The organism is Cupriavidus sp. U2 (genome assembly GCF_009663685.2).
Classification (GTDB): domain Bacteria; phylum Pseudomonadota; class Gammaproteobacteria; order Burkholderiales; family Burkholderiaceae; genus Cupriavidus; species Cupriavidus necator_C.
The window spans coordinates 72,077-97,481 of the sequence record NZ_RCOG02000008.1 but is presented as its reverse complement, the minus strand read 5'-3'; the positions used below and the strand labels follow the sequence as shown (position 1 = coordinate 97,481).

The 25,405-nt window shown below is 57.6% G+C and carries 27 protein-coding genes; 10 read left to right on the top strand and 17 right to left on the bottom strand.

Annotation, left to right across the window (positions count from 1 at the left end; genetic code table 11):
- From D9X30_RS08435 to D9X30_RS08395, 9 genes are all read right to left on the bottom strand, one after another.
- Nucleotides 1-244 (bottom strand): transposase (locus D9X30_RS08435; protein WP_153949930.1); only part of this gene is annotated, 244 nt, incomplete at its 3' end.
- Between the two features lie 336 nt (nt 245-580).
- On the bottom strand, nt 581-958 hold the full coding sequence (locus D9X30_RS29855; protein ID WP_194946602.1) for an alcohol dehydrogenase catalytic domain-containing protein: 378 nt from the start codon (nt 956-958) through the stop codon (nt 581-583).
- A 446-nt stretch (nt 959-1,404) separates the two neighbouring features.
- On the bottom strand, nt 1,405-2,190 hold the full coding sequence (locus D9X30_RS08425) for an N-acyl homoserine lactonase family protein (protein ID WP_153949933.1): 786 nt from the start codon (nt 2,188-2,190) through the stop codon (nt 1,405-1,407).
- Between the two features lie 189 nt (nt 2,191-2,379).
- Nucleotides 2,380-3,711 carry an MFS transporter gene (locus D9X30_RS08420; protein ID WP_153949934.1) on the bottom strand — a complete coding sequence of 444 codons (1,332 nt, stop codon included), beginning with the start codon at nt 3,709-3,711 and terminating at the stop codon, nt 2,380-2,382.
- Nucleotides 3,712-3,978: 267 nt separating this feature from the next.
- The gene (locus tag D9X30_RS08415; RefSeq protein WP_153949935.1) at nt 3,979-4,623 is read right to left on the bottom strand and encodes a TetR/AcrR family transcriptional regulator; all 645 of its coding nucleotides are present in this window, start codon (nt 4,621-4,623) and stop codon (nt 3,979-3,981) included.
- 104 nt (nt 4,624-4,727) lie between these two features.
- The gene (locus D9X30_RS08410) at nt 4,728-6,518 is read right to left on the bottom strand and encodes an FAD-dependent oxidoreductase (protein ID WP_194946603.1); all 1,791 of its coding nucleotides are present in this window, start codon (nt 6,516-6,518) and stop codon (nt 4,728-4,730) included.
- Nucleotides 6,519-6,722: 204 nt separating this feature from the next.
- On the bottom strand, nt 6,723-8,150 hold the full coding sequence (locus D9X30_RS08405; protein WP_153949995.1) for an NAD-dependent succinate-semialdehyde dehydrogenase: 1,428 nt from the start codon (nt 8,148-8,150) through the stop codon (nt 6,723-6,725).
- Nucleotides 8,151-8,193: 43 nt separating this feature from the next.
- Complete coding sequence (locus tag D9X30_RS08400; RefSeq protein WP_153949937.1) at nt 8,194-8,655, bottom strand: DUF3237 domain-containing protein; 462 nt, start codon at nt 8,653-8,655, stop codon at nt 8,194-8,196.
- 78 nt (nt 8,656-8,733) lie between these two features.
- A complete protein-coding gene (locus tag D9X30_RS08395) occupies nt 8,734-10,524 on the bottom strand; it encodes a flavin-containing monooxygenase (RefSeq protein WP_153949938.1) in 1,791 nt (596 codons plus the stop codon).
- A 521-nt stretch (nt 10,525-11,045) separates the two neighbouring features.
- On the opposite strand from D9X30_RS08395, the gene D9X30_RS08390 reads away from it, so the two are divergent.
- Nucleotides 11,046-11,354, top strand: a complete 309-nt coding sequence (locus D9X30_RS08390; RefSeq protein ID WP_153949939.1) for a DUF1294 domain-containing protein — start codon at nt 11,046-11,048, stop codon at nt 11,352-11,354.
- Nucleotides 11,355-11,578: 224 nt separating this feature from the next.
- On the opposite strand, the gene D9X30_RS08385 is transcribed toward D9X30_RS08390, so the two are convergent.
- From D9X30_RS08385 to D9X30_RS08375, 3 genes are all read right to left on the bottom strand, one after another.
- Complete coding sequence (locus tag D9X30_RS08385) at nt 11,579-12,061, bottom strand: GNAT family N-acetyltransferase (protein ID WP_153949940.1); 483 nt, start codon at nt 12,059-12,061, stop codon at nt 11,579-11,581.
- Between the two features lie 262 nt (nt 12,062-12,323).
- Nucleotides 12,324-13,274, bottom strand: coding sequence for a hypothetical protein (locus D9X30_RS08380; RefSeq protein ID WP_153949941.1), 951 nt, complete (start codon nt 13,272-13,274; stop codon nt 12,324-12,326).
- A gap of 23 nt (nt 13,275-13,297) precedes the next feature.
- Nucleotides 13,298-14,317, bottom strand: a complete 1,020-nt coding sequence (locus D9X30_RS08375) for an NYN domain-containing protein (protein ID WP_349632226.1) — start codon at nt 14,315-14,317, stop codon at nt 13,298-13,300.
- Nucleotides 14,318-14,773: 456 nt separating this feature from the next.
- Between D9X30_RS08375 and D9X30_RS08370 the strand changes: the two genes are divergently transcribed.
- The 5 genes from D9X30_RS08370 to D9X30_RS08355 all read left to right on the top strand — a co-directional run bounded on the left by D9X30_RS08370 (nt 14,774) and on the right by D9X30_RS08355 (nt 17,042).
- Entirely contained in the window at nt 14,774-15,148 is a 375-nt protein-coding gene (locus tag D9X30_RS08370; RefSeq protein ID WP_153949942.1) for a helix-turn-helix domain-containing protein, read from the top strand.
- 11 nt (nt 15,149-15,159) lie between these two features.
- Nucleotides 15,160-15,717: an ImmA/IrrE family metallo-endopeptidase gene (locus tag D9X30_RS08365; RefSeq protein WP_153949943.1), complete on the top strand. Its 558-nt coding sequence runs from the start codon at nt 15,160-15,162 to the stop codon at nt 15,715-15,717.
- 141 nt (nt 15,718-15,858) lie between these two features.
- Nucleotides 15,859-15,987, top strand: a complete 129-nt coding sequence (locus D9X30_RS29700; protein WP_283780782.1) for a hypothetical protein — start codon at nt 15,859-15,861, stop codon at nt 15,985-15,987.
- Nucleotides 15,988-16,365: 378 nt separating this feature from the next.
- Nucleotides 16,366-16,620 (top strand): hypothetical protein, encoded by a 255-nt coding sequence (locus D9X30_RS08360; protein ID WP_153949944.1) that lies wholly within the window; start codon nt 16,366-16,368, stop codon nt 16,618-16,620.
- A gap of 83 nt (nt 16,621-16,703) precedes the next feature.
- Entirely contained in the window at nt 16,704-17,042 is a 339-nt protein-coding gene (locus D9X30_RS08355; protein WP_153949945.1) for an FxLYD domain-containing protein, read from the top strand.
- Between the two features lie 49 nt (nt 17,043-17,091).
- On the opposite strand, the gene D9X30_RS08350 is transcribed toward D9X30_RS08355, so the two are convergent.
- On the bottom strand, nt 17,092-17,907 hold the full coding sequence (locus tag D9X30_RS08350) for a cell envelope biogenesis protein TolA (protein WP_153949946.1): 816 nt from the start codon (nt 17,905-17,907) through the stop codon (nt 17,092-17,094).
- Between the two features lie 101 nt (nt 17,908-18,008).
- On the opposite strand from D9X30_RS08350, the gene D9X30_RS08345 reads away from it, so the two are divergent.
- Nucleotides 18,009-19,376 (top strand): tyrosine-type recombinase/integrase, encoded by a 1,368-nt coding sequence (locus D9X30_RS08345; protein ID WP_228771095.1) that lies wholly within the window; start codon nt 18,009-18,011, stop codon nt 19,374-19,376.
- Between the two features lie 42 nt (nt 19,377-19,418).
- Here D9X30_RS08345 and D9X30_RS08340 read toward each other — a convergent pair whose 3' ends face one another.
- Nucleotides 19,419-20,072, bottom strand: a complete 654-nt coding sequence (locus D9X30_RS08340; protein ID WP_153949947.1) for an RES domain-containing protein — start codon at nt 20,070-20,072, stop codon at nt 19,419-19,421.
- Complete coding sequence (locus D9X30_RS08335) at nt 20,072-20,713, bottom strand: hypothetical protein (protein WP_194946605.1); 642 nt, start codon at nt 20,711-20,713, stop codon at nt 20,072-20,074. The genes D9X30_RS08340 and D9X30_RS08335 overlap by 1 nt, the downstream gene beginning before the upstream one ends.
- A 313-nt stretch (nt 20,714-21,026) precedes the next feature.
- On the opposite strand from D9X30_RS08335, the gene D9X30_RS08330 reads away from it, so the two are divergent.
- Nucleotides 21,027-21,734 (top strand): hypothetical protein, encoded by a 708-nt coding sequence (locus tag D9X30_RS08330; RefSeq protein WP_153949948.1) that lies wholly within the window; start codon nt 21,027-21,029, stop codon nt 21,732-21,734.
- Between the two features lie 17 nt (nt 21,735-21,751).
- Here D9X30_RS08330 and D9X30_RS08325 read toward each other — a convergent pair whose 3' ends face one another.
- Nucleotides 21,752-21,997, bottom strand: a complete 246-nt coding sequence (locus D9X30_RS08325) for a DUF2513 domain-containing protein (protein WP_228771096.1) — start codon at nt 21,995-21,997, stop codon at nt 21,752-21,754.
- A 229-nt stretch (nt 21,998-22,226) separates the two neighbouring features.
- Nucleotides 22,227-22,607 (bottom strand): hypothetical protein, encoded by a 381-nt coding sequence (locus D9X30_RS08320; RefSeq protein ID WP_153949949.1) that lies wholly within the window; start codon nt 22,605-22,607, stop codon nt 22,227-22,229.
- A 1,031-nt stretch (nt 22,608-23,638) separates the two neighbouring features.
- On the opposite strand from D9X30_RS08320, the gene D9X30_RS08315 reads away from it, so the two are divergent.
- Nucleotides 23,639-24,349, top strand: a complete 711-nt coding sequence (locus tag D9X30_RS08315) for a nucleotide-binding protein (protein ID WP_061959943.1) — start codon at nt 23,639-23,641, stop codon at nt 24,347-24,349.
- The gene (locus D9X30_RS08310) at nt 24,346-24,678 is read left to right on the top strand and encodes a hypothetical protein (protein ID WP_061959944.1); all 333 of its coding nucleotides are present in this window, start codon (nt 24,346-24,348) and stop codon (nt 24,676-24,678) included. Before D9X30_RS08315 ends, D9X30_RS08310 begins: the two co-directional genes overlap by 4 nt.
- The last annotated feature ends 727 nt before the right edge of the window (nt 24,679-25,405 follow it).

Genomic DNA, 25,405 nt, shown 5'->3' with positions numbered 1-25,405 from the left:
CCGCCACGATCTCGGCCTTGAGCTTCTCTTCGACGTACATCTTGCGCAGCCGGGCGTTCTCGGCCTCCAGCTCCTTCATGCGCGCCATCAGCGATACGTCCATGCCGCCGTACTTCGATCGCCACTTGTAGAACGTCGCCGAGCTGATGCCCAGCTCTCGACACAGCTCAGGAACGGCAAGACCAGCCTCTACGCGCTTGATGGCTTCAATGATCTGGCTATCCGTAAATCTCGACTTCTTCATGCGGTAGAACTCCTCAACGAGAAAATTCTACTTCTGACCCCATCGCTTTTGCGGGGGGATTACCTCTCTTCGCTGATGTCGACAGCCACAATCCGCTTGTAGCCGAGTGCAACCAGGATGCTGATGCTCGCCAGCCCGAGGCCGCCTGCGCCTACGACAACAATCGGTTCATCGGTTGGAATCTGCGAGACCTTCTTGATAGCTGAGTACGCTGTCAGGCCAGAGCACGCATAGGTGGCGGCTAGCGCGGGGTCCACATCCCCGAAGTCAATCAAGTGCTCCGGGCGATCGACCAGGACGTGGGTACCATAGCCGCCATCCCGGTAGATTCCCAGACTACTGGGTGCGAGGCATATGTGACCGTTCCCCGAGCGGCATTGGCGGCAATGCCCGCACCCCCCCCCACGGATAGACAAGCCGATGATCACCAACCTTAACCGCTTTTGCATCCGGGCCTACCGCCACGACACGACCGACGGTCTCGTGCCCAGGCATGAGAGGGAGCTTTACTCCGCGCTCCGCAAGGGAAAGGCGTTTCCCGCCTCCCAATTGGTAGTAGCCATCCTGAAAATGGAGGTCGGTGTGACAGACACCGCAGAAGGTTGTCTTCAGCAACACCTCGGAGCCCTTCGGGATCGGTACAGCTGCCTCGATCGGTGCCAAAGGCTCGCCCGTTTTTACTAGGGCCCAACCGGTCTTCACATCTTCGCTCATCGTGTCGTTCCTGTTAGTTGTAATTTGCTTGCTGGAAGGAGGCAGGCGATCACCCCTCATTGCAGCTTCCACACGGGTCATCTCTTAGGAGAGTCGTTTCGGAAGACTAGTTGTGAACGGCTAACGCGTCGCGATTCGGCAGCCAGCCAAGGAGTTGTAGCCGTCGCATATCCCCGCCCAGGCACCGCTGCCCGAGCCTTGCGCGGACGGCGCTGGAATAGCACTGTGCATATTGAGCTTCAGCCGGCTAAAGCTATCGAGTGCCTCGAATAGCATGCTTGGCCTATGGGCGGACCATCAGAATAGAATCGGCAAGGGCACTGGGCCCACTTCCACATCCCTCGTCGTAGGCATGCTCTCGCACTTGCCTCCGTAGGCGTCAAGAAGTCCACCCCCTGGAAATCGAGGTAGCTGCTGCCGACAACACCTACGGAGCTATGGTGATTTCAGGCAATGCGATAGGCATAAGGGCACGAAGGAATGGCGAGTGGATAGCGCTCGCACACCTTTGGATCATGACCCGGCACGATACAGTCGTGGTCATCCACCAAGCCTTCAATCAGCGCGTAGCCGTCCAGCATATCCTCCATGCTGAAGACCGCGGGAAACGGATTCTTTGCGTCCAGGTTCTCGTAAAAATGGGCAGCGTCTGACGCCAGAAGAACCCATCCCCGTGCGGTACGAACGCGTACGACTTGCAGCCCATCGGTATGTCCCCCGATCGCGTAAAGCTCAATGCCATCATGCAGCGTATGGTTGCCATCGAGAAGCCTGACATCACCACGGTACAGGCGCTTGAGTAGCAGCGCAATATCATCGGTAGCAAAGAAGTTACTTAGTCGAGGGTCGCACATACACTTCCCAGTGGCGAACTGCAACTCGCGCTCTTGTAGCCAGATCCTCGCATGCGCATAGTCGCCCACATTACCGGCATGATCATAGTGCAGATGAGTCACGACAACATCTTGCACTGTCTCCGTGGGATAGCCTAACTGATGAAGCGCTACGGCCGGCTCAATGACGTATGGTCGTCCTCGTACGAGTGACGAAGTTTGACTAAATCCGGTGTCGACGAGCACCACCTTTCCATTGCCGACGATCAACCATACAAAGAAATCCAATGCCATCGAACCTTGCGGATCTTCTTCTACTGCGTAGAAGAAATTGTCCTGGCGGCGCCGATTGGCCGTTGCGAAGCGGACAGCGAATACCTCGTAGACAATCGAGCTCATGGCGAATATGAAGACCTTCTATTGGAAAATCCGTTCTCAACTGAGTAGTGGAACGGGCACTCACCGGATGCACTGTCAATGCCGGGAGTGCCCGCACCAAATTCTCAGGCGCTCTTAATATTCCACAATCGCCAACTCCGTAGTCGTGCGACCTGGACAAATATGATACTGCACACTTTCAATGACTAATCATGCGGTTGCCTTAGCCGGCACGATCCGATCCCGTGCTGGCAAAGCAATCATGATTGCGATGGCACACATCACTAGCACACCAACGATTACGTATAGCCCATCGCTTGCGCGACCAGTGCGGTTGGTGACCAGCCCAATGACGTATGGGCTAATGAAACCACCCAGTGAGCCTAGGCTACTAATGATCGCAATCGCCACAGAAAGGGCGCGTGTCGAAAGGTACATCGGCGGAAGTGACCAGAAAATCGGTACTGCTGCATAAATCACTGCAATCGCGATACTAAGTGCAACGATGGTGTCCAACAGTCCGAATCCCTGACCAAAGTACGCCATGGCACCCAAAGCTCCCGCACCGACCAAGGTACACAATGCAAGCGGAATGCGCCTATTCCCAATTTTATCGGACCACATCGATAGAAACACGATGCCAAATGCGCCGATAGTCCATGGAACGGCGCTGTACATTCCAATAACGAATACATCCTTAACACCACTGTCTCGAATCATGACAGGGAGCCAAAAACTAATTCCATAACAGCCGGAAACGATTGCGAAGTACAAGAACACCAGAAAGTAAATCGCAGGCCCCTTCAAAGCTTCCCTCACTGAAGCAGCATCGTGCGGTGAATGTTCCGTCTCTGCATCAAGCACCGTCTTGAGTGCGCGCTTCTCGTTCGGAGTCAACCATTTCACGTTCCCTGGATTGTCAGCAACAAAAAAGAAAGCAGCAAAACCCAGCAGAACAGATGGGATAGCTTCCAGGAGAAACAACCACTGCCATCCTTTTAATCCATGAACCCCGGAAAACGTCGAAATGATCCAACCCGACAGAGGGCCACCGATAATTCCAGAGATCGCCGCTCCAACGAAGAACCACGACACGACAGTAGCACGCTTACGGGCAGGAAACCAATAAGTCAGATAAAGAACGACTCCGGGAAAAAATCCCGCCTCAAACGCACCAAGCAGGAAGCGCAGTACATTTAATTGCCATGGGTTAGTCACGAACATCGTCATCGCAGACGTCACCCCCCACAGAACCATAATTCGAAAAAACGTCAGCCTAGCACCGATTTTCTGAAGCAGAATATTACTCGGTACCTCAAAAAGAACATATCCAAGAAAGAACAATCCAGCAGCTAACCCATACGCTGCCTCGCTTAAACCTAGGTCAGCCGACATTTGCAAACGGGCAAATCCTATATTTACCCGATCAAGATAGGATGCAACATAACAAATCAATAAAAATGGGAGAATTCTCCACATCAATTTTTTATATACACCGCCTTCCAGTAATTCGTGCGCTTCCGCGACAGAAATGTTAGACATGATGACGAGTCTCCTCCGCTTTGGGTGTGTTTGCGGTTTATAAACTTCTCCACTCTCAATATCTAGAGTGAATTTTAAAAAAATCTAGACGAACTCTCCCCTCACATGCAACGTGAAAAACATGATTTTAAAAACTATTTACAAATGAAGGTCGTCGATACTAATTTATGCTTGCACCATTAAAAGTTTTTAAACAAATCCAGTAATTGCTATTGATATAATGTCTACGAGTCACCTAACTGGAAATCCATATACAATTCAATAGAATCAGAGTAGCACTGCAGATGAGTTTGATTTGCACCCAGCAAGGACGAGAGATGCCACGTTCGTTATCCAAGTCACATCCAGTGGCCCATGCCCTACAAGGAGTCGGTAGAAAACCGGCCCGTAGAGGGCGTCGATTGCCGCCTCCATATCCAAATCAGGTTTGAACTCACCGGAGTCGATGCCTCGTTGTAATACTTCGCGTGCGGCAATGCGCCGCGGCCGGACATAGCCTTCAACGAAGGCCGTCGCTGCCGCTGGATCGCTGTTTCCGGCTGCAATCAGATCTCGGACTACGCGCCCGGTCTTGCCTTCGTACACGGCCACGAGCTTTCGAATCTGCGTCTGAATGGCATCCGATGCGGAACCGGTGCTTGTAAAGTTGATTTTCGGGAGAGCGGCTGCCAGGAATGCCGCAACTGCCAATGACTCTCGACTTGGCCACCATCGATAGATGGTGGTCTTAGCCGCCCCCGCTCTCGCGGCAACGCCTTCAATGGTGAAGCCGGCCAAGCCGAACTCTTCCATCTGTGCATACGCTGCTTCCAGAATTGCTACCCTTGCTGCGTCCCCTCGGGGGCGGCAAGGTTTTCGAACGCTTACGGTGCTTTCGGTTCTGTTTGTATCGACAATGGGCGTGTTCGACATGTGTGACAATTTCTAGAGACTGTGTTGAAAGGTTCTCACCGTCATGGCGATTGGTCTGCACTTAGAACATAACGACCACACCTGAACGGATTCAACACGCGATCTTAGGCCAAGCGCTCGGCTCTGTTGCATCGAGCGACAGCATTGACCAACAAATCGTCATTCTGGCAATGTCTCTCCGTGTTGATAAGTCCAGCAGCAACCCGACTGGCAAGATATCCAAAAGTCATACCTGGACCGATCAACGAGCCGCCACCAGGATATCGCCCACAAAAGACGCTTGCCATATCGTTACCGACTGCATATAGCCCCGAGACAACGGACTGGTCACTACGCACGACGCGGGCGTAAGCGTCTGTCTTGATTCCCGCGAACGTCCCGATGTCGCCGGGATACATCCAGACCGCATAGAAAGGCCCGTCTTCGAGCGGCGCAATGTTCGGGTTGAGTGTGTGACTCAAGTCGCCAAGGAAGTTGCCGTACTCATCCCTCCCTTTGCCAAACTCGGGGTCCTCGCCGCTGCGTGCATGGAGATTGTAGGAGGCGACAGTGCGCTCCAATGTAGGTACATCTATACCAGCGGACCGGGCCAGATCGCCGATAGTATCTGCGCGATGCAGATATTTGGAAGCAATCAGTTCGTCAAGGGGCAAGAAGGGTTTTGCGTAACCTAATCCATACTTCTTGAAGGCCTTTTGATCGCAAATAATGAACGCTCCGACGGGTGACGCCTTCCCTCCAGCCCGAATCATATGCTCAACAAAATCGTGGTACGGAAGACTCTCGTCGACGAAACGATGACCGCTCCGCAGAACTGCGATGACTCCCGGCTTCCCTTGATTAACAGAATGGATGATCCCTCCCCACGTCCCGTCAGGGCGCGGGACCTTAGAGATTGGCATCCATGCTCCTCCGTTGGAGGAAGAAGTATCGACCCAGCCGCCAGCACTTTCCGCCAGTCGCGCCCCGTCCCCTTCATTGCCAGGGGCAGTAAGCGAAATGTGCTCGCCCGACCCCGCCGGATGCGAATAAACGGCTCGGCGGCGAGGAATGTCATGAGCGAAGCCGCCGCTTGCTAAGATGACGCCTTTAGTAGCGAGAACTTGGACCGGTTGGCCGTCGCGCACCACTCTCGCTCCAGATACCTCGTTACCCGAAAATAGCAGGCTACTAGCGGCGGTATTCGTCCAAAGAGGAATCTTTAAATCAAATAGTACGCGTGCAAGGCGCGCGATCAAAGCGTTACCGTTAACCAGATGGAGCCCGCGTCCGTATCGCAACTTATGCCAACTGTATCGAGCGAGCAAAAATGCTACTCGGACGGTGGAGTTCAGGGAGCGCCCGAATTTGTATAGGTGCCCTAGATCGGACCCCGAACTGACTCCCATGCCAAACAAAGAAAGTTCGCGCGGCAAAGGTCGCAAGCGTCGCAGTTCTTTACCAAGAATGGCGCCGCTTACCGGCTTCGCGTGGAGCGATCGCCCTCCCGCCGAACCTCCGGGCCGAGTAGGGTGATAGTCCGGCATCTTGGTTGCCGGGTACAGCTCCACTCCAAGCTGATTGACGAAAAAATCAATCATCTCAGGCCCGTATCGGAGAAATGACTCGATTAACGCTTCGTTATAAGCGTCGCCGAGCTCAGCGCGTAGGTAACGTCGAATTTCTTCATGAGAGTCGGGAATGCCCGCCGCAGCTGATACCGGGTTACCCGGTATCCAGAGATACCCTCCTGAAGTTGCCGTTGTTCCGCCAAAGCAGCCCGCTTTCTCGATCATCAGAACTTCCAGCCCTGCCTTACGCGCCGAGATGGCTGCTGCGAAGCCTGCCGCACCTGATCCGACAACTAGAATGTCGCATTGATACTTTTGATCGAATTTGTGAGGTGCTTTATCCATAATAGTTATATATCTAATCGTTCCTGCGCAGGTTCCATGAGCTACACAATCTGCAACAGATCTACCGCATTCCAGTATTGCTGATAGTCTTTTATTTCGAAAAAAGCGACTATTTTCTATTCCACGGCACGATACTTGAACGGCCAGCACGACTACGCGCTTGTTTCGGAAACTGTGAGAAGCTGCACACAGACGCAGATACATTCACGTCATGAGGTGCGATACGTTCTTGACAACTGTGTAGCCGTGGAGCCCTTCAACTCCTCCCTCTCTCCCAAATCCACTATCCTTAATTCCACCAAAAGGAGTTTCGGCGATGGAAGCCACGAAGTGGTTTATTGAGAGATTTCCGACTTCCAATTCCTCGTACAGCCTGTTGGCCTTCTTGGCGGAATCTGTCAGTGCGTAGCCAGCGAGCCCAAAGGGAGTTGCGTTTGCTTTCTGGATTGCTTCTTCCAGGCTCTCGACTCGCGTAATTAGGGCCAACGGTCCAAAAGGTTCCTCGTTCATCGCCTTGGCGTCCAAAGGTACATCGGACAGAACTGTAAGCGGGAAGAAGTTTCCTTCCCCAGCGCATTTGCTGCCCCCGGTATTCAATCGGGCCCCCTTCGCGATAGCGTCTTCCACAAGCACCTCCATTGCCGCGACCCGCCGCATGTTGGCAAGAGGCCCGAGTTCCGTCTCGTGGTCTAGACCGTCGCCGATTTTGAGCGAAGCAGCCTTAGTGGCCATGGCATCAACAAACTCGTCGTATGCCGCATCCTCGACAAAGAACCGCGTTGGTGATGTGCAGATTTGCCCTGCATTGCGAGCTTTTGCGGTGGTGCACTGCGCCGCGCTCACCGAGGGATCAACGTCGGCGCAGACAATAACTGGCGAATGCCCACCTAACTCCATGATCACGGGCTTCATGTGAGCGCCCGCCATGGCAGTCAGTTGCTTTCCTATCGAGACCGAACCGGTGAAAGTCACCATCCGAACGACGGGCTGAGGAATTAGGTACTCGGAAATTTCCGCTGGATCGCCGAAAACAAGGTTGAGCACACCAGGTGGAAGGCCAGCATCGTCGAAGGCCCGCACCAATTCCAGTGCGCTTGCTGGCGTCTCCTCAGATGCCTTCAGAATAAGGGCGCATCCAGTCGCCAATGCAGCACCGACCTTGCGTGCCGGTGACGCGATAGGGAAGTTCCACGGGGAGAACGCCGCTACCACTCCAATCGGTTGACGCAGCACGGAATGACGCATGCCCGGTCCACTCGGTATGACTCGGCCGTAAAGGCGACGCCCTTCTTGCGCGTCCCACTCAAGGATGTCGCAGCTTCTCAGTACCTCAGAGCGTGATTGTCCAATTGGCTTACCTTGTTCCAGCGTTAAGACTGTAGCAACCTGCTCCGCCCGTGAGCGCAGGATTTCAGCCGCTTTGTTGATTATTTCGGCACGCTTGTCTGGCGCAGTCCGCGACCAGACGCGAAAACCCTCCTCAGCCGATTGGAGGGCATCGTCTAGGTCCCTGGGAGTGGCACGAGGAACGCTACCCAAGATGGCTTGGGTAGCAGGATTCAAGACCGGCTCACCAGTGGCTTGTCGCCATTCCCCCCCAATGAACAACTTTAGTTCCGGATACTGGCTCATCATGCGTGCCTTTCTGTTTAACGGCGGCGAATCATTTGATCGACTAGAGAACCGCGAACACGTCATATGCGGGCCCCGTCGCCGACCGTGAGCCGACCCCGACTGCGACAAGTGTGTTTAGCCAAGAAAGGCGGACTGCAGATGTCTCGAAGGTCCCAACGACGCGGTAGTAGTAATCGTTCGGATCAACTGGTTCGCCGCGTGCCACCTTCTGAAGGATGTCCGGCTGCCCACTACGGAAGCCCTTGTACGCCATGACGACAAGTTCACCTTCATGCGTCTGCAACGGAAGGCGCACATTGATCTGAAACCATGAGCCATTGGAATCCTCCGTAATCCAATCGGTGCCGCCGGGCAAGACAATTCCCGACAACTGGGGTCCGTGGAACGTACCGCCCGCCACTGGCGCAATACGTCGACTCCCGGCCGGCGTCTGCCCCAGCACGTGGTGCTCTCCCACGGCAAGGTCCAATCGAAAAAGGAGTTCGGTACGAATCGGATTCATCTGTTATCTCTTACAGGGGATAGTCGTCCGTCTTTGCATGCCGTATTCGAGAACGACATGCAGTTTCCGGTTGTAGTGTCAGTCGTCGCTCTGCGACGGAGGCAGCAGCCCCAGCTCGGACGCCTTGATTTGCATCGCGAGATACTTCGAAAAGATCCGGCATTGAGAGAACGCACCACCGGTAAGCCATAGCCCGGGCTGCGCCGTCCGCAACCACATGTTCCGGAGTTCCTGGGTTGCGTCATCGAAGCCCCAGACCGGGCCGACGCGTTGCGCCACGTTTTCACCGAACATCGCTCCGACGACGTGATCCAGTCCTTTGTACCCAGTCGCCAGGATCACGAGGTCTGCCGCAACATCGCGTCCGTCCTTAAGCATTAGCCCGTCTGCACCGAACGATTCGATGTCGTCGTACTGAACAAGGCCCACATTTCGATTAGCAATCAAATCGGAGCCGCCAACATTGAAGTAGTAGCCGCCGCCAAACTGGCGGAACTTCAACGGCCAACCAGTCTCATCCAGATCAAGGCGGAACCCGACGCGCTTCAGCCGCTCATGCAGTGGAGCATCGTGGGCACGCGCCTTAGCAGTCAATAATGTGTGAGACTGCTTCAGCACGGCAAGTGGCATCGACGCGCTGATCAGATCACGGTCCGCGATGGTGGGGCCGTCTTCGTAGAAAATTCCATCATAAAGCTGCGCACTCGGTTCAACGTTAACGACCTCAGTCGGGCTTCGTTGCACCATGGTCACGTTCGCGCCATTGCCGTGAAGATCCTGGGCAATGTCGTGAGCACTTGTACCAGTGCCAAAGATGATGACGTTCTTACCTTTCCATTCAGCACCGTTGCTGAATTGACTGGAATGAACGACTTTTCCAGAAAACCGCTCCAGCGTTGGAATGGTCGGAATGTTCGGTGTCCCGCTGACACTGGTGGCTAGAACGACGTGAGCAGGTCGCATCTCACGCGTCGAGCCGTCCTTCAGGCGCAATGAAGCGTTCCAACGGCCAGATGCAGAGTCGTAGGTCGCACCCTCGAAGGTCGTGCTGGTCCAGAAGTCGATCTCGAGAGACTCTGCATAGAACTCCAGCCAGTTCGCGATCTTGTCTTTCGGGATGTAATTAGGCCAAGTCGACGGGAATGGTAGGTACGGCAGGTGATTACTCGGCGTCATGTTGTGCAGCTTGAGCGCGTGATACCGAAGCCGCCAGTTGTCCCCGATGCGCGCCATACGATCGACAATCAGGGTTTCCACGCCCAACGCTTTTAGCGAAGCGGCCGCGCTAAGTCCAGCATGGCCACCTCCAACAATCAACACAGTTGGGTCACGGTCTTCATAGCGCAATGCTTCGCGACGCCGATCGAGCCAGTTTGGACCATGCCAATCTCGTTCGTAGGGCGATTCTTCGCGACTCAGACGAACCGTTTCCTCGTCATGGTCAGCAATGCTTTGGAGAGTGGTCAGCAACGTCCACGCTTGCGGTACGTCGTCAGCGTCCGGGCTACCTTTAATTCGAACGAGACCAGACCCCTCTCCGACAGCGGTCTTAAAGCGAACAATGGCTTCGACGACTGCTTCGCCTGCCCGCTGCACTTGACGAGCGGGGAGCCGTCGCGTGTCGATTTCGAACGAATGGGCCTGGAGTTGATTTGCCGCTGCCAATAGCGCCTCGCTTAGCGCCTCTGCTCCGCTCACCGTTCCAAATTTCCACGTCAGCGCAAGAAGATCGCGCCAGTGGCTGTCAACGCAGAACAGGGACTGCACGCGCTTACGATCGTTTGCCGCCAGAGCTGCGTTGAACTGTACCAACCAATCCGAAGCAATCGCGTCTGCGTTGCCAGCGGCTGTCTCCTTGATGTTCTTCATCGTGCTTTCCATTATCGTTCTGTTGAAACCATACGCAACGTAGCGTATCGATAGAATAGACGCGGTATTCCGGAATTGCAAGATCAGGGTTAACCGGATGAACGAGCAGCGCCTGGGATGGAAGACTTGACGTAGCGAGCACTCAGGCCGACATTTTGTGTCGCATAGACCATTTGTAAGTCGGCCTTTGGAGGATTGCCTGTGTATGGCGGGGGCAATGTGACGGCGGACGTTGCTGCGGACGCGACGCGCTGATTGTGAGTGGTGGCACCGCGAGCGGATCGACCCAGCTCCGGCTGTCCAACGCCGGGGGAACCGGCGCGCTCACGCGCCAACGGTATGCCTTGGGCCTCTGTCAGGAGCTGATGCTTGCTGGGATCGTGAAAACAACTCGCTGGAATACGGAAAGCCTGGCGCCACGTCGCGGCGATAAGCAGTCCGGCCTCGCTGTGAAATGACGATGTTCATTCTTCCTGAAGGTCGCCGTGCGGCCAGGACGAAAAATCGGGCCAACACGCTGAATGGACTTTGAGCAATGCCATTCGATAGTCACCACCCCACGCAATCCACTCGGCCCCGCTGTCAAGATCGCCCTGCTCTTCTGCACCTTCGAGATGGGGCTACTTTTCTACTTTTCTCAATCTGGACACGAACTTTTTGCCATCATGAACATGGCCGCATTCGTCATGTTTGCCATCGATAAGAACCGTGCACTTGACGCCCAGTGGCGCATACAGAAGTCACACCTGCACTGGGTGACGCTGGCCGGTGGCTTTGCCGGTGCGCAGTTGGCGAAGAGCTTGTTTCCGCATAAAACCCAAAAACCATAGTTTCATATGGTGTTCTGGTTCTCGGCTATTGTTTGGGGAGTAATCGGTGGCGCGGCGTACGCCGCCCTTGAGATGAGCCGCCATCATGACAACATTAAGAAGGCCGCAGTAGCCCTGCCTTGCGCCTCGGCTACGATGACTTGACCGGTGACCAGCCTCTGCGTACTGAGGGCGTCTCGTGGGCGGCAGCGTATAAGGCGACGCCCGCTAGACGCACCTTGAGGTTACGCGACAATGCCGTCGATCTTACGGAAATACTGAGTAATTGGAACTCCGGCGTTTTTGTCGATACCCGTCTTGACTGCAGACGAGACGACCTTCTCGGCCAGCTTCTCAGATGCCACGTTTCCCTGTTCTACAACGGCCTCGACATAGAATTCGCGCATTCCGTTCCGCGACATTCCGTTCCACAGTTCGTTTACGGCTGCCCTGAAAGCATCTGCCGCACGGCCTTGCCCCCGCAGTTCTTTGGGGACGGCCCATCCGACCTGAAAGCAGGGCAAGCGCTCGTACGGATCGGCAGGGATGAATACGACGAAGGCCGTCACTGTAGTGCGATCAAGACGCACATACGAGAACCGTGGCTCGCCCGCAGGCTTATCCATGTGGACGAAAATTTTTTCGTCCAACGCGCCCGGCTGCACCGCTATTTCACGCGACTTCAACGCAGCCTCAAAGGACTTCATCGGCATTTCGAGATCAGGCATGAGGGCCAAGATCGTCTCCCAGATCGTTGCACTAGGAGATCGATGCTAGCGCCATCGCGCCGCTCTGTCTGTTGTCTTTTGCGCCAATCGCGGCGTGCCGCGCGACTGAAATCGGGACTTGGGGTGCGGATTCGTCAGCCCAGGATCCCATCGGCCAATTGGAATCGCCGAAGAACAGTTGGCACAACTTGGCCGATCGCTAGCCCTAAACATGTGCTTCAACACCAAAAAGGGCGTCACTATCTGGGACGGCTGAACGAGGCTATTTTGCCGCGCGCTTTGCAAGGTCTTCACACGGCAAGCAGCGGTACTCGACCACCCTCCACTGGCCATTGTCCACCACCAACCCAACAACTTCATTCGCTTCTGAACTTGTAGTGCCGTCCCTGTAAACCGTCTTAAAGTACACGCCCCAGGCATCACGACGCAGTGAGTAAAGAGCCGCAGGGATGAACTGCGAAGTCACAATTGTGCGTTTTTTTGCCGGATAGTAGGCCGTTGCGAATTGCTCGTAGCCTTGCGCCCACTGCGCGTCCGAATTCAGCATTCGGATTGACGGGTGCATAAGCTCTCGGGCCTTTGCAAGCTCTGCACGATCAACGAGCTGCAAGTACCTCAGTGCAAATTCATCCGCAGTTTCCGATGGTAAACGACCAGCCGCTGGCTCCGCCGGTTGGGACGGAACGGTTTGATTGTTGATGGTTATAGTGCTGTTCGTGATGCCTGCGATAACCGGAGAATTATCACCGGATGCACCTACGACGGCCTTCCTGGGCGACGTGGATGAAATTGGAGGCGTCGCTGACCGCTTCGTCTCGCTCCGCTTGGTCTTTTGGTTCTCGTCCTGCCTGGTCTTCGCAATGAAGTCGAGCAGGCGAGCCGATACGTCTTGCTTGCACGCCTGCGTATCGGCACGTACCTTCGCTAGCTCGGTTCGAAGCGGGCCAGCATAGGCTCCGCCTCCCGCACCAACGCTGCCGACCACTTTTGCATCGACGAGCTTCTTAAAGAATCCCTTCAGACTTGCATCGATGGAAGCACCAGCGTGCGCGCCAGCATCCCATCCACCGGTGGGAACGTCACCACAAATGTCTGCTGAAGCACTGGCAACGATCTTGAGAATCTCCGCAGGCTTATCGCTCGTTTGCGCCGACGCTGAGGCAGAACAAAGCGCCATTGCCAACCAAAGAGCTGACCTCTTCATCCATGCCATCGACGTCTCCGTTTACGTCAACTTCACTGTTCCGCCTGTGGCGTCGTCGGATGCTCTGCAATCCAACGCTCCATGTAGGCCATAACCCTGGCTGCGCCAGTATCTGTTTCCAACATTGTCAAAGGTATCTCACCGTCGAAGTACTCGTTGGGCGCGCTCAACCATTTGAAGGCCTCACCGGAGCTACGTCGCACTCTGGTGGCAAGCTCAAGGGCCGGCCGAAGCAGATCAGGACGCGCATACCAGGACACCGGTTTCAAGCTGACACCCCGCTTTTTTGGCACTGCCCTCGGCAATTGGGCAGCGGCGAGTTCCATCTCGGTGATGTGCGAACGCGTCCAGTGACTGTACTTCGTAAGATCTGCGTTCGGATTGCGCTTGTGGTCGCAGGTTGGAATCACCAATCCAATGACCACGCTGGTGTTTTCTCGAATCATGCGAAGCGCCGGCGCCAGATCCGTGTCGTTCGATACGATGACAACCTGGTCGACCTCTCCGGTCAATGCGTCGTGGTAGGCTTGCAGCGCGAGCTGCACGTCGCTCTGCTTCTCTTCGAGCTTCCAGATCGAGACACGCTCGCAGTCACGAGGCCATTTTTCGGGATTCTCATCGTCTACTTTTGGCGCCCTGACGGCAGTCACTGCGTAATAGCCTTTGACGATCTCGACACCACCGGCACAGTGATTTTTGAGTGCCGTATGATATGTGTCCTGAGACGAGACGGAATCGTCCGCTTTGGCAGCCCGCTCAACGATAGTCGCTGTGAAGTACTTGAGCGCCAAGGGAAGAAGTTCATGCCGGACCGGCAGTCCATCCGGACCATCGTGTCGAATGGACGGGAGGATGAGGGCGCCAAAGAGATAGTGCAGATTAAGCCACTTATGAGCACTGCCCTTCAAGCAACCATAATAGAAGTTGTACCCGTCGACATAGACGCGCGTCCTGAGCGTCCGGCCCTCCTCCCCAGCCATCCCCGTCTCCAGAAACGAAAAAACCGGCTTGCGCCGGCTTTTTCCCCCGCACACCAGGTGGTCAAGCCACACCGATATCGCGGGTTAGTTGTTAAGGAAATAGTAACTCGTTTCGTCTATCGCTGCAACCAATGATTGCAGCGCTCGTTGCGCTTCAATTGTGCTGCCGTCAGCGACCGCGGTCCAATTCTATCGCTCGCTCAGTTGGGCCTTTTTGATTTCGGCACCCCGGCCTCCGGGGATCGGGAGAGGCAGGCTGCTACTCGGCTAGGAAAACGCCCCCCTTCCGCGCAGAAATCGTCCCGACAATGGCCGCTCGTCCAACTCATAGGAGCAAGCATGCCCCGCCGGAACTGCAAGCCAAAGTCGACCGCCTGCGGCGCGCTCTCGAAGCCGCCGCACAGAGGCAAATCATCGAATATCCGGGATACGGCGGCCAAGTCAGTGTGCAATTTCGCCTGGGCTCGGCGCAAGCGCGAGAATGCCTCGCTCTCTCCAACGAGCAGTTAGCTGAGTACGTCCGTCGCGATGAAGGGAATTCCTAGGGAGAAGCGGGCCGGCCGGCCCGACCAGGAGGCTGTAAATGGCAGCACTTACCGTATCGAAAGAGGCGAGACCATGGCGCAGATGGCCGACAGGTTAAAGCGTTCGGCGTCCTTTCTGTCCTCGGTGGAAACGGGTCGGAAGTCGATCCCGGAATCGTTGATTGAAGACGTGGTGCGTGAATACGGCCTCGCGCCGGCAGCAGCAAGCGAACTGTCTGCTGCGGCAGCGCGGAGCGCGACCGTTTTCCGTATCGAACCTGCGGAACAAGATCAGGAGTTAGTTGCCACCTTTGCCCGCAAGCTTGATACGTTGTCCGATGAGCAGCGCAAGAGGATCTTCAACATCCTCAAGTCGTAAGGAGACAGTATATGCACCGTGGTTTCATCGTTAGTCCGCGCTCCAAACAGGCTATTCGTGCCACCGCGCATCGCCTGCTTGACGCCTTTCCGTTAGGCGGTAGGAAGGTGCCCGTGCTGCAGTTGCTTGAGGTGTGGATGCCTTCCATTGAGGAAGATTTTAGCTTCGAGATTTTGGATAGCGCCGAGATGTTTCAGCGCTTTGGACAGGACGCAGAGGGCATTACGTGCCACAAGGAGAACATGATCGCCCTCCGTACGGACGTATACGAACGGGCTGCGAAGGGTGTGGGCCGGGATCGCTTCACTGCGGCACACGAACTCGGCCACTACTTCCTCCATGCGAATGAAGCCCAAACGATGATGCGCCAAAGCAGTTTTGACACAAAAGCCTACTGCGACAGCGAATGGCAGGCAAATCAGTTCGCTCGTGAGCTTCTCGCTGATATCCGTCACGTCGGTCGCTTCCCTACCATGGATGCGATTGCCGCCCACTACGGCGTCTCTTACGAAGTGGCAAGGATCCAGTTTCAAGAAGCAAAAAAAATGACCCTCGGAAGGGCCATATAACTATTCATCGCAAAAGTTGCTCGGAACCGGGACGGTCGAACAACTCTTGTGCAGCGCGAACTGCGGGCTGAAGTCTATACAACAAAGGCGACGCCGGCAAGCACAAGTTCATGATTCCGTCCCCTCCAACCAGGAGGGCATATGACGACAAAAGACGATGACTTCGTCGTGATCTTTCGTCGCTATCGCCGCACCAGATCGGGCAAGTTACTCGACGCACAGGCGTTCGGGCTGAAAGCTTGGCCGATCAGGGTGCCGAAGCGCAAGTGAACCGACACATGAACTTGTGAAAACGTTTCGCGGCGTTTGCACCGCCGCGTCTCGCCGGTGACGAGGGGTCGAAGGCTGGCCTCGAACCGACTCGCATGCTGCTGCTCTTGACGCGCCGCAGTCTATCACGACATGGTCTTCCATGTCGGTGGTCCGGGTTTTTCTACAGCTGCCTTCCAACCCTTTTAGAGGAGTTGTGACATGGCAATGGTCTGTCATTTCCCGAAGGGCGTGCACGTTCGACAGTACCTCCGCTTCCGCAAAGGGAAGCTGGAAACTGTTAGCGAGCATTGCCGTTCCATGCCGCACTAAGCGGCTAGGCATCGCCGTGGGGGACTACCCCACGGCCGTATCGACACGCCACTAGGGAGAAATACCTTGGCACTAGTAAAGATCAGACCTTTCTTCAGCTTTTGCGCCTTTGCAGCCGTGCTTGCTGTGCTCGTCTTCGACAACCCCAGAGTAATCGTGGTTGCAGCGTCGATCGCGTCGATCACAGCATTTTTTGCCTGTATTGCAGGGATCCAGGCCCAAGTGAGTAGCGGGGTCAAGCAGGTGGACTGGGGGGACCTCATCCCGCCATTCATCCTGATGTGGGTAGGCTTCTACCAACTTGCAAAGATTATTGGATAGCCCTTTTTTCTGCGGGCCGGCATGGCCGGCCTGCAGATCGTTCGCATCCCGTTTCGAACCCTCCAACAAACGAAAATAGCAACATGAATCTCCGACGTTTTGGTGTCGCATGCATTGCAACGCTCGCCATCAGTGCGCCCGCTTACGCACAAGTTACAAGCATGCCGATCTCTGACCTGCAAGTGGTCGCCTCTCCGACCAGTGGCTTGTCAGAAATCAGTGGGATCATGACGAACAATTCGCATAGGACGTCCGGCGACGTTTTTGTCACGTTCGCCTTATTTGATCCCGTGGGAACGCAGCTGGGCGTCGCTTTAGCAAACACCAAGGGCTTGGAACCCGGCCAGTCTTGGAGAATGCGAGCCTTGTCGCCCTACCCTAACGTGGCCAGGGTAAAAGTCATTGATGTGAAGGTGTACTAGTCTAAAAACGCCAAAGCGATCATTGACGCGGGCGCCGGCAACGAGAGCCTCAGCGCCCGCGGGCCTGACGATACGCATCCGCCGTACCCCTCGCCCGCTTAAGTTCCTCCTCTAGGAAACTTACTCTCCCGGCCAGTGCATCGCGCTCGGCCCGGTAGGCCTGCCGCACACTGTCGGTCTCCAGCGCCCGCCGCCTCTCGGCCGCCGCCTGACGCTCGCCCATGCGCGCCAGTTCCTCGGTCGTCGCCTTGAGCGCCGCCACGAGTGACGCCTCCTTGTCGGCCAGCGCCGCGCGCGCTGCAACGAGTGCCCCCTGCAGCGATGCCGCCTCGGCACGGGCCGTCCGGCTGGCCGCCTCCGCAGTGGCGGCGCGCTCCCGCAGTTGCCGGTTCTCTTCCTCAAGCGTGGTCACCCGCTGGGTCAGCAGCGCAGCCAGCCCACTGCCCTCCGCGCCCGCCGCGGAGACGGGTTGTGATACTGCCGTCACCGGCACGACGGCGGGCACGCGCGGGGCGGCCGCGCCGGTCTCGTCCAAGGCGACCCGGATCTCCTTATGCAGGAACGCCCGCAGGCCATCATCCAGCAAGGCGCCGCGTTCGGCATCCGCCGCCGCCGTGGGCGCCGCCTTGCGCTCGGCGATCACCGCCGCGACAGTCTGGCCGCTGGGGGCGCGCGCCACGCCGGCGGCCGCCAGCAGGCGACGGTAGACCGAGGCACCGAACGAGCGGCCGGTGATGCGGTCGATGGCGTCGAAGGCACGCCGGAGGAAGGCGCGGTTGTCGGGGTGGGCGACGTCGAGCTGCTGCAGCGCGCGGGTGATGGCGAGCAGTTCGGCGTCGGCAAAGGCGGTGGGCGTGCGGGCCATGAAGAAGTCCGGAAAAGCGTGCGGGAGCGTGGCGATAGTCTACCCTTTTTCAATACGATTATCAGTATCCATTATTAATACGATTTGTCATTAGCCCAATAATGACAAATGGATGCCGAAATTCGCTATACTGCACCCGCCGCAAGCTGAACCCGCCGCCCACAAGGCCTGGCGGGCAGCGGCCGCCGCTTGCCATGGCCGTCTTCGCCACTTTCCACCCGTTCTCCGCCCGCTGCCTCGCCGCCATGGACGACCTGCTGCCCGCCCTCCCGCCGCACCCCGCGCCCCCCGTTGCCCCCGCATCACCCGCGGCCCTGCCCGCGCCCAACGCGCTGGCCAGCCCCGTGCTGCCCGCGGGCCAGAGCGACGCCCAGCTGGTGCGCACCTGGCTCGACACCAAGTACGCGGCGGGCCTCGGCATCCGCGCCAGCACCCGCGCCCAGTACGCGCTCGAGGCGCACCGGCTGCTGTGGTACGCCCATGCGCTGGGGCGGCCGCTGGCCAGCTGGCAGGTGGCCGACGCCAACGGCTACCTCGCCTTCCTCGCCGACCCGCCGGCGCACGCGGTGGGCGACGGCCGCGCGCGGCAGGACAGCCCGGCCTGGCGCCCGTTGCGGGGGCCGCTCTCGGAAGCCTCGCGCCGGCAGACCGCCACCATCGTGGGCGGCCTGTTCGACTGGCTGGTGGGGGTGCAGGCGCTGCGCGTGAATCCGTTCCAGGCGGTGCCGCGGGCGCGGGCGGCGCGCGGGCCGGGCTCGCAGCGGCGCTTCCTCGAGGTCGAGCAGGTCGCGGCCGTGTTCGACGCCATCGAGGCCCGCCCGGCGCCGACGCTCTGGGCCCAGCTGCACAAGGCGCGCGATCGGCTGCTGCTGGCTCTACTGTTCCAGACCGGCTTGCGCGCCTCCGAGGTGGCGGCGCTGACCTGGCCGGATTTCGAACGCCAGAGGGGAAAAAGCGGCGACTTCTGGACCGTGCGCATCCGCGAGGCCAAGGGCGGCAACGACCAGCTCGTGCCGTGCGACAACGTGATGGCCGAACTCGCGCGCTTCCGGCAGCTGGTGGGCCTGTCGCCCGCGCCGCGCGCCACCGACACCATGGCCGTCATCCCCGCCATCGCCGGCGGCCGGCAGCGCCAGGCGCCGCTCACCGACGCGCTCGCGCTGCAGCGCAAGCTCGCCCGCCCCGTGCGCACGCGCCAGGGCGTCTATGCCATCGTGCGCGAAGTCTTCGCGGCCGCGGCCGACCGGCTGGAGGCGTCGGGCCACGCCGACGAGGCGGCCAACCTGCGCAGCGCGTCGACGCACTGGCTGCGCCACTCGCATGCCACGCACCTGCTGCGCGCGGGGGCACCCGTGACCGATGTGCAGCGCTCGCTGCGGCACCGCGACATCAATACGACGCGGCGCTACACGCACGAAGCCCTTGAGGACGTCGCGCGGTCGCTTGCCGGCAAGTTGCCAGCCGTGTAGGGCGCGCGTCGCCCTCCCCTTCATGCCGCTACCGCCCGGTCGTCATCCCCAGCAGTCGCCGCCCGGCGCCAAGCCGATCCCGTAGGCGTCCAGGAAGTCCGCCAACAACGGAAAATCGAGCAAGGGGATCGGCGTGCCGCGCGGCACGAGGCGCACCCGGTCGAAGACCGCCACGCTGGGCTCGTTGGCGAAGCGCGACGTGAAGTAGAGGCCGTCGAGGTCCGGGAACGCGTCCCGGATCGCCGCGCTCCACAGGTTCGGACCGCGGTAGTCGGCGGTCGAGAAAATGCGGTTGTCCATGCCGAGGTGCACGTGCGGCCGGGTCAGGTCAGCCAGTCTCAGGCGACGGCTGCCCGCAACGTCCAGGCGACTCACGCAGCGTTGCGCGAGTTCCTCCTCGTCCAGCAGCAAGGGCAGCGGTTTTCCGTGAAAGCGGTCCCGGATGACCGCTTCGGCCATGCAGGCGCCGAAGCTCGGCGAGGCATACAGCACGCCGAATTCATCATGGGGCGCATCAAAGCGGTAGGGCTGGCCGCCGGCCGAACGCCGGTTGTAGTGAATGGGCCCGTAGACGGCCCGATGGATTCTCCAGACAGGGGTCGATCGACAATGCAGCTCCTTCACGGGCATGACGCGGTCAGCCAGATCCGGAGGAGGCACCGGGCAACCCAGCGCCTCCGCCGTCAGCAGCGTCATCAGGCAGCCCCCTGCTCGCCGGCAAACCTGGCCTTCGCCGCTTCGACCACCGTTTCGACGGGTCGCGCGACGTCCAGCACCCAGTCCATCGGCCGCTCGCCGCCCAGCGCATCCAGCGGGCGCTGCATAAAATTGTGCACGATCCAGCCGCTGGCGCTGGCTTCGATAAAGGGTGCCAGCACAGCGGCCAGTCGGGAAGCCTCCGCGTCGAACTGCCATTGCGGATAGCGCAGCCCCCGCTGCTTGCCGGGCGGCACCAGCGCGTACAACTGCCCGCTCAGGCGCGCCTCGTTGATCGCGCGATCGGACCGCCCGGCGTAGGTGGAGGCGTCCCGCAAGGAGAGGTTTTCCGAACGCTGCAGCTCGGCCAGGGCGTACTGGCGCCCCCGGTCGCGCGCGGCTTGCAAGGGATCCTGCCTTTCCTGCGCCCTTCCCGTGGTGTCATCGGAGAGCGCCTCGGCAGCCCCAAGGATCAAGCGGTCGAGCAGCGCCACCGTCAGGTGCTGGCTACTGGCTTCGTTGCCCGCCAGCTGCAGGACGCGGTCGAGCAGCTTGTCCGCAAAGTCGCGCCGCGCGGGCTCGGGTAGCGCGACAGAGGTGCGGGCAACGCTATGCGACAGTGCCGACTTGTAGTTGGTCATGGTTTCCGAACTCTTTCATCTGGCTCGATGATAGTTCATGAAGTTCATGAAATCAAGCGTTGCAAGCGGCGTCGGACTGTTCCGAGAACATTCAGTATATAAATTACACGCCTGACGCTTGCGAACGCCCTCCCCGCTCCGCTCGCGGGTGCATAGTGTCTCTGTATCAAAAACCTGTCCGCTCGGTGGTCTGGAGGCGAACCTACGTTCGGTAACGCACATAGGTTCGTACGACTGCGAGTTCTATGGCCTACCCTGCACGTCACTGCCCCGTCGCAATGTAGAGCCGGCGGCTGCACTTTAGGAGACATCCATGACTGATCGTTGGAAGTTCCATGTGAGGTCAGATGACGCAGGAGTGCCTAGCGCAATAATCGATGTGCAGATGACCAGGTCGTTTGTCGTGCCGCTCACGGAGGTGCGGGAGTCGCTAAAGAGCGCTTTCGGAGATCTTGGATGGGAGGTTGCAAGCGAAGCGCTCGCATTTGCTAACACGGTGGATCCTTCGAAGCGGCGTTTTATAGCGATGGACTGGCAAGATGCTGACAGCGGTCAGTTTCCAAATAGGCCTCTCGCGAAGCTGTTCGAAGTGTTGGACACACAAGTGTCGTGGCGAGTCGAGGGCACCGTAAAGGCCGGATTTTGGGGCATCTTGACGTCGGCGGGCGTCGACATACGGTACGACCTGAGCGAAGCGAAGATCGATGCAGTGGACGCCTATTTCAAGGCGAAAGCAGAGGCACTTAAAGCTGCCCCGGAATCGCCTGAGCAGAAAATGGACCTAGCAATATGCAATTTGGTAATGCCATCCATAGCGGAGCTCCAGCTCTTCTTCTTCGAAAGAATGCAGGAGGCCGACAAGAAAGACTCGGAAAAACAACGGAAAAAGGACAAGGAAACGCAGGATAAACTTCGAAATGAGGTTCACAACAGCGGCTCCGGCGGCGCAAGCGGAAGCGGCGCAAGCGGAGGCGGCGGCATTGGCCGGATCGGTGGACCTAACACGAAAAACGGGGGTTGATGCGCCCGTGGGTGAGGCTACAGCTGGATGCCGGTCTTTTCCTCGATTTGCTTCTTTGCGTAGCCTTTGGCCAGATCCACGAGCAATCGCATTGTGAAACCGCCGGCGGCCAGAGCGCCGGACTTGGTCTTCTTCCATATCGCGCTGTCACGAACCGAGTCAGCAAAATCGTGTCCGGCCCAGCTCAGGCGTTCGAATCCGTAGCTGTCCATGCCTCCGGCGCCGGCGTCTTCGACGAAGCCGGCCTCCCAAATCAGTCTCATGTGGTAGTCCACCTGGTCGACCGTGTAATTTTCGAACTTACCTCTTCATCGTCTGGCCCGATGTTAAAGATGTCACCACGCTCCATCGGTAGGCTTTCGAGCCTGAGCACCAAGTCGCGTACCAGATCCATGTCTCGCTTCATGCCTCTCCCCGATAAATAATTTCCAATGCATTGTGATGCGCAAAATCGCCCTGCTCGGTGCAGCGGGCGCTCCGTTGCCTCGCCATTTAAGGCCTGCAGGGAAAGGTGCGCCTTAGCGCGATGAGCAAGACCAGAGAAACGGGAGTCTTGTCGGCCGAGCCATCGATGTAGCTCGGCGAGCGCAGTATCAGATCGCGCGCATTTTCCTTGCGCAGCGGAAAGCTGCTGGGTGGGCAGTAGGCTACTCCGGTTCGTCCTGTCGGCGCCGTTGCAAAGTTCACCGTATTCATCCCTTCGACAAGGCTTTCCAGATAGATGTCGAGCAAAGCTTGGGTGCCGGAGTCAGTTTTGGCTTGGTCGATGAGGTCGCGAAATTGCGCCCCTTCCATTGCTTCGGCAGCCGGTGCAGCGAGGACCGCTACGACGGCCCCGGCTGACAAAATTCTGCGGAACTGCGAGCGCGTCATTTGCATGTGCGAGACTATTTAACGTAATGACAAGATATTGAGTCGGACCATATTCTACGTTGTACGCCGGGGCCAAAGATCCCGAACCTTCTCACTTCATTAGCCGGTAGCTACCAGATAGCCCCTGTTCTAGTGCCCCCATGTTAACGGCTCTGCGAGCCTCCGGATCTCTATCCGATAGCTTCCAGGTAGCCACAAGGTTCCGCGCCGTGCGTTTCTGGCTGGGGGGCGAAGCTCCCAGCGAAACACTGCGCCCCGCCCGCCCCCTTTTCCTGATAGCTTTCCGATAGCTCCCAGCTACTCTCATTGCATCGCTGGCAAGGGTGTCGCAGCGGCACCGCGCGAAGTCACGGCGCTTATAGCTTCCGGGTAGCTACCAGATATCGCGCTACATGTTTCTGGCTGGGGCTCCGCGACCTCAATTGAGCATACACCCCGCTCGCCTACTTTTCCTGATAGCTTTCCGATAGCTACCAGCTACTAGCTGCATCCGTGGAAGCCTGCCGAACCGTGTTTGCCCGATCTCTTCCCGGTGGCTACCAGATACCGCGCCGCGCGTTCCCGGCTGGGGGTTCCCGGCACAACCCACCCTACTCGCGCGCTTTCCCTGATATCCGATAGCTACCAGCTACGCTCATTGCATCATGGAAACCTGTTCGCAGATTCCGCGCCGGCAGTATCTGATCGCTTCCAGGTAGCTACCAGCTACTGCCATTGCTCTTATGGCCGAGACAACTAGCTGTGGGTATCTCTTTGGTATCGCTTCGCTACCAAAATATGGACACAGCCCGTTTAACTTGGGCCGCCCACCCGACTAAATGGCTACCGTTCTGGTAGCTTCACGGTTTCCTCAAAGTAGCCGTTCGGTATCTTTCATTACCGTCATCGATACTCGGTAGCTACTAGCTAGCTCACAGATTTCAACTCGCTATCGTGTTAGCTATCGGCTATACTGCACGCCGGATACCATTAAGGTATCGAGTAGCTAACATCTATCGGGTAGCTACCAGCTATCTTGCCTAGGAGCGTTTATGCCGGTTATCGCGTTTGTCTCTCCGAAGGGTGGCGCCGGGAAAACCACCAGCTGTCTGGCGCTCGCCACGACCGTAGCTGAGAAGGGCGCCACGGTCACTCTCATCGATGCCGATCCGAATAGACCCATCCAAACCTGGGAGAAGGGCGGAGCAGCCCCTAAGACGATGCGGATCGTCTCGGATGTTACGGAAGAGGACATCGCAGACCGGATCGACGAAGCTGCTCGGGAATCGACCTTCGTCTTTGTTGACTTGGAAGGCACCGCAGCAACGATCGTCGCTCACGCAATCAGCGAGGCCGATTTCGTCGTTGTCCCGACGCAGGGCTCACAGTTAGACGCCGAACAAGCCGGAAGGGCGTTCAGGCTTATCCGGGCCCATGAGCGTGGCATTCAGAAGCACAAGCCGGACTATAGGCTCCCTTACGCGGTCTTGTTCACCCGTACTTCCGTGGCTATCCAAAGCCGGGACACTTCGCACATCCGCAAGACTTTCGCGGAAGCCAACATCCCAGTCTTCAATGTAGAGCTCAACGAGCGTGCGGCATTCAAGGCCATGTTCTCCTATCGCCAAACTCTTAGCGGTTTGAGCAGGTCCGAAGTGTCAAACGTCGACAAGGCGCTTGAGAATATTGAAGCCCTGGCTGCCGAGGTGATTCAACGACTCAAGGAGTCAAAGCAACAATCGGAAAGTGAGGTGGCCCAATGAGCCGCGCTAATCCCCTGGATCTGTCCATCGAGGACTTCGCACCACGAACCGGTGACGACAAGCCGCGCGTCAATCGTGAATCCATTGCCCAAGTCGCCAAGGACAACGGCTTTCTCAGCCGCGACGCAGCGAAAGTCGAGGCCGCGGCCGCCGCAGCCCCTCGCAAGCAGCGACGCTTCACGACAGGCCGCAATCAGCAGCTCAACATCAAGGCTACGGCAGACACCGTGGCGCGCTTCAACAGACTGGCTGATGAACTGAACCTGCCTGCCGGTGCTCTCCTGGAACGTGCTGTCCAGATCTTGGAAGAGAAGTTCAAGCGTGGTTGAGCTACTTAGTAGCTACCAGCTAAGACACAAAGCGGGAAGTTGAATAGGGCGGGGCGGCGGAAGCGCCATCCCGGCCATCGGTGAACTATCAACAGTTTTCGGGCCCCTCATTGGCGAACTATCAACCGAACTAGCTCACCCTGAATGGTCGCGACGCCCATAGCGGCGTACATCGCTGAACTATCAACTTCAACAGGGCGCTCGTAGCTGAACTATCAATAGACCCGCGCCACGACATGCCGAATTGTGCTTTATTCTGCATCTATATGCCTTCCACCTACTGCGTCCAGGGAGCCGCTGCCCGAAAGCTCGCTGTTTTGACCCCTCTTTTGATAGTTGAGCAATGGGACGAGCGGCTGTCAGTTGCTCTTGCTAGCCTACAAAGCGGTCGCAGCGAAAGTGATTACTCACGTTATGCTGACTGATGCCGTTGCGTCTACAGAAGCGAAACGCACGTAAAGAGCCCCGCGAGTCGCCTGCCGCTTGGCAATGTGGATATCTTGCGGCCCCGAATGCACATGCCATGGTGAATCGCCGAATTATCAATAGCAAATCGCCGATTCGCTATTAGCAACACAGCCGAATGACTAACGGTTGTATACGCGAACTACCAATAGCAGATCGCCAATTATCCACAGGAAATTTTCCTTTAAAAACATCGGCTTAACCTGTTCCCTAATCAGGGTTGTAATCGGTTTACTAATCCGTATACGCTTCCGCAAAGGGA

Bases quoted from the DNA above. Each gene is read 5' to 3' on its own strand.
- D9X30_RS08350 (WP_153949946.1), bottom strand. From the start codon at position 17,907: ATGGCCCGCACGCCCACCGCCTTTGCCGACGCCGAACTGCTCGCCATC.
- D9X30_RS08390 (WP_153949939.1), top strand. From the start codon at position 11,046: ATGGACTTTGAGCAATGCCATTCGATAGTCACCACCCCACGCAATCCA.
- D9X30_RS08355 (WP_153949945.1), top strand. From the start codon at position 16,704: ATGAATCTCCGACGTTTTGGTGTCGCATGCATTGCAACGCTCGCCATC.
- D9X30_RS08310 (WP_061959944.1), top strand. From the start codon at position 24,346: ATGAGCCGCGCTAATCCCCTGGATCTGTCCATCGAGGACTTCGCACCA.
- D9X30_RS08405 (WP_153949995.1), bottom strand. From the start codon at position 8,150: ATGAGCCAGTATCCGGAACTAAAGTTGTTCATTGGGGGGGAATGGCGA.
- D9X30_RS08415 (WP_153949935.1), bottom strand. From the start codon at position 4,623: ATGTCGAACACGCCCATTGTCGATACAAACAGAACCGAAAGCACCGTA.
- D9X30_RS08315 (WP_061959943.1), top strand. From the start codon at position 23,639: ATGCCGGTTATCGCGTTTGTCTCTCCGAAGGGTGGCGCCGGGAAAACC.
- D9X30_RS29700 (WP_283780782.1), top strand. From the start codon at position 15,859: ATGACGACAAAAGACGATGACTTCGTCGTGATCTTTCGTCGCTATCGC.
- D9X30_RS08320 (WP_153949949.1), bottom strand. From the start codon at position 22,607: ATGACGCGCTCGCAGTTCCGCAGAATTTTGTCAGCCGGGGCCGTCGTA.
- D9X30_RS08425 (WP_153949933.1), bottom strand. From the start codon at position 2,190: ATGAGCTCGATTGTCTACGAGGTATTCGCTGTCCGCTTCGCAACGGCC.
- D9X30_RS08340 (WP_153949947.1), bottom strand. From the start codon at position 20,072: ATGACGCTGCTGACGGCGGAGGCGCTGGGTTGCCCGGTGCCTCCTCCG.
- D9X30_RS08330 (WP_153949948.1), top strand. From the start codon at position 21,027: ATGACTGATCGTTGGAAGTTCCATGTGAGGTCAGATGACGCAGGAGTG.
- D9X30_RS08410 (WP_194946603.1), bottom strand. From the start codon at position 6,518: ATGGATAAAGCACCTCACAAATTCGATCAAAAGTATCAATGCGACATT.
- D9X30_RS08365 (WP_153949943.1), top strand. From the start codon at position 15,160: ATGCACCGTGGTTTCATCGTTAGTCCGCGCTCCAAACAGGCTATTCGT.
- D9X30_RS08400 (WP_153949937.1), bottom strand. From the start codon at position 8,655: ATGAATCCGATTCGTACCGAACTCCTTTTTCGATTGGACCTTGCCGTG.
- D9X30_RS08380 (WP_153949941.1), bottom strand. From the start codon at position 13,274: ATGGCATGGATGAAGAGGTCAGCTCTTTGGTTGGCAATGGCGCTTTGT.
- D9X30_RS29855 (WP_194946602.1), bottom strand. From the start codon at position 958: ATGAGCGAAGATGTGAAGACCGGTTGGGCCCTAGTAAAAACGGGCGAG.
- D9X30_RS08420 (WP_153949934.1), bottom strand. From the start codon at position 3,711: ATGTCTAACATTTCTGTCGCGGAAGCGCACGAATTACTGGAAGGCGGT.
- D9X30_RS08385 (WP_153949940.1), bottom strand. From the start codon at position 12,061: ATGCCTGATCTCGAAATGCCGATGAAGTCCTTTGAGGCTGCGTTGAAG.
- D9X30_RS08345 (WP_228771095.1), top strand. From the start codon at position 18,009: ATGACAAATGGATGCCGAAATTCGCTATACTGCACCCGCCGCAAGCTG.
- D9X30_RS08370 (WP_153949942.1), top strand. From the start codon at position 14,774: ATGAAGGGAATTCCTAGGGAGAAGCGGGCCGGCCGGCCCGACCAGGAG.
- D9X30_RS08335 (WP_194946605.1), bottom strand. From the start codon at position 20,713: ATGACCAACTACAAGTCGGCACTGTCGCATAGCGTTGCCCGCACCTCT.
- D9X30_RS08395 (WP_153949938.1), bottom strand. From the start codon at position 10,524: ATGAAGAACATCAAGGAGACAGCCGCTGGCAACGCAGACGCGATTGCT.
- D9X30_RS08325 (WP_228771096.1), bottom strand. From the start codon at position 21,997: ATGAGACTGATTTGGGAGGCCGGCTTCGTCGAAGACGCCGGCGCCGGA.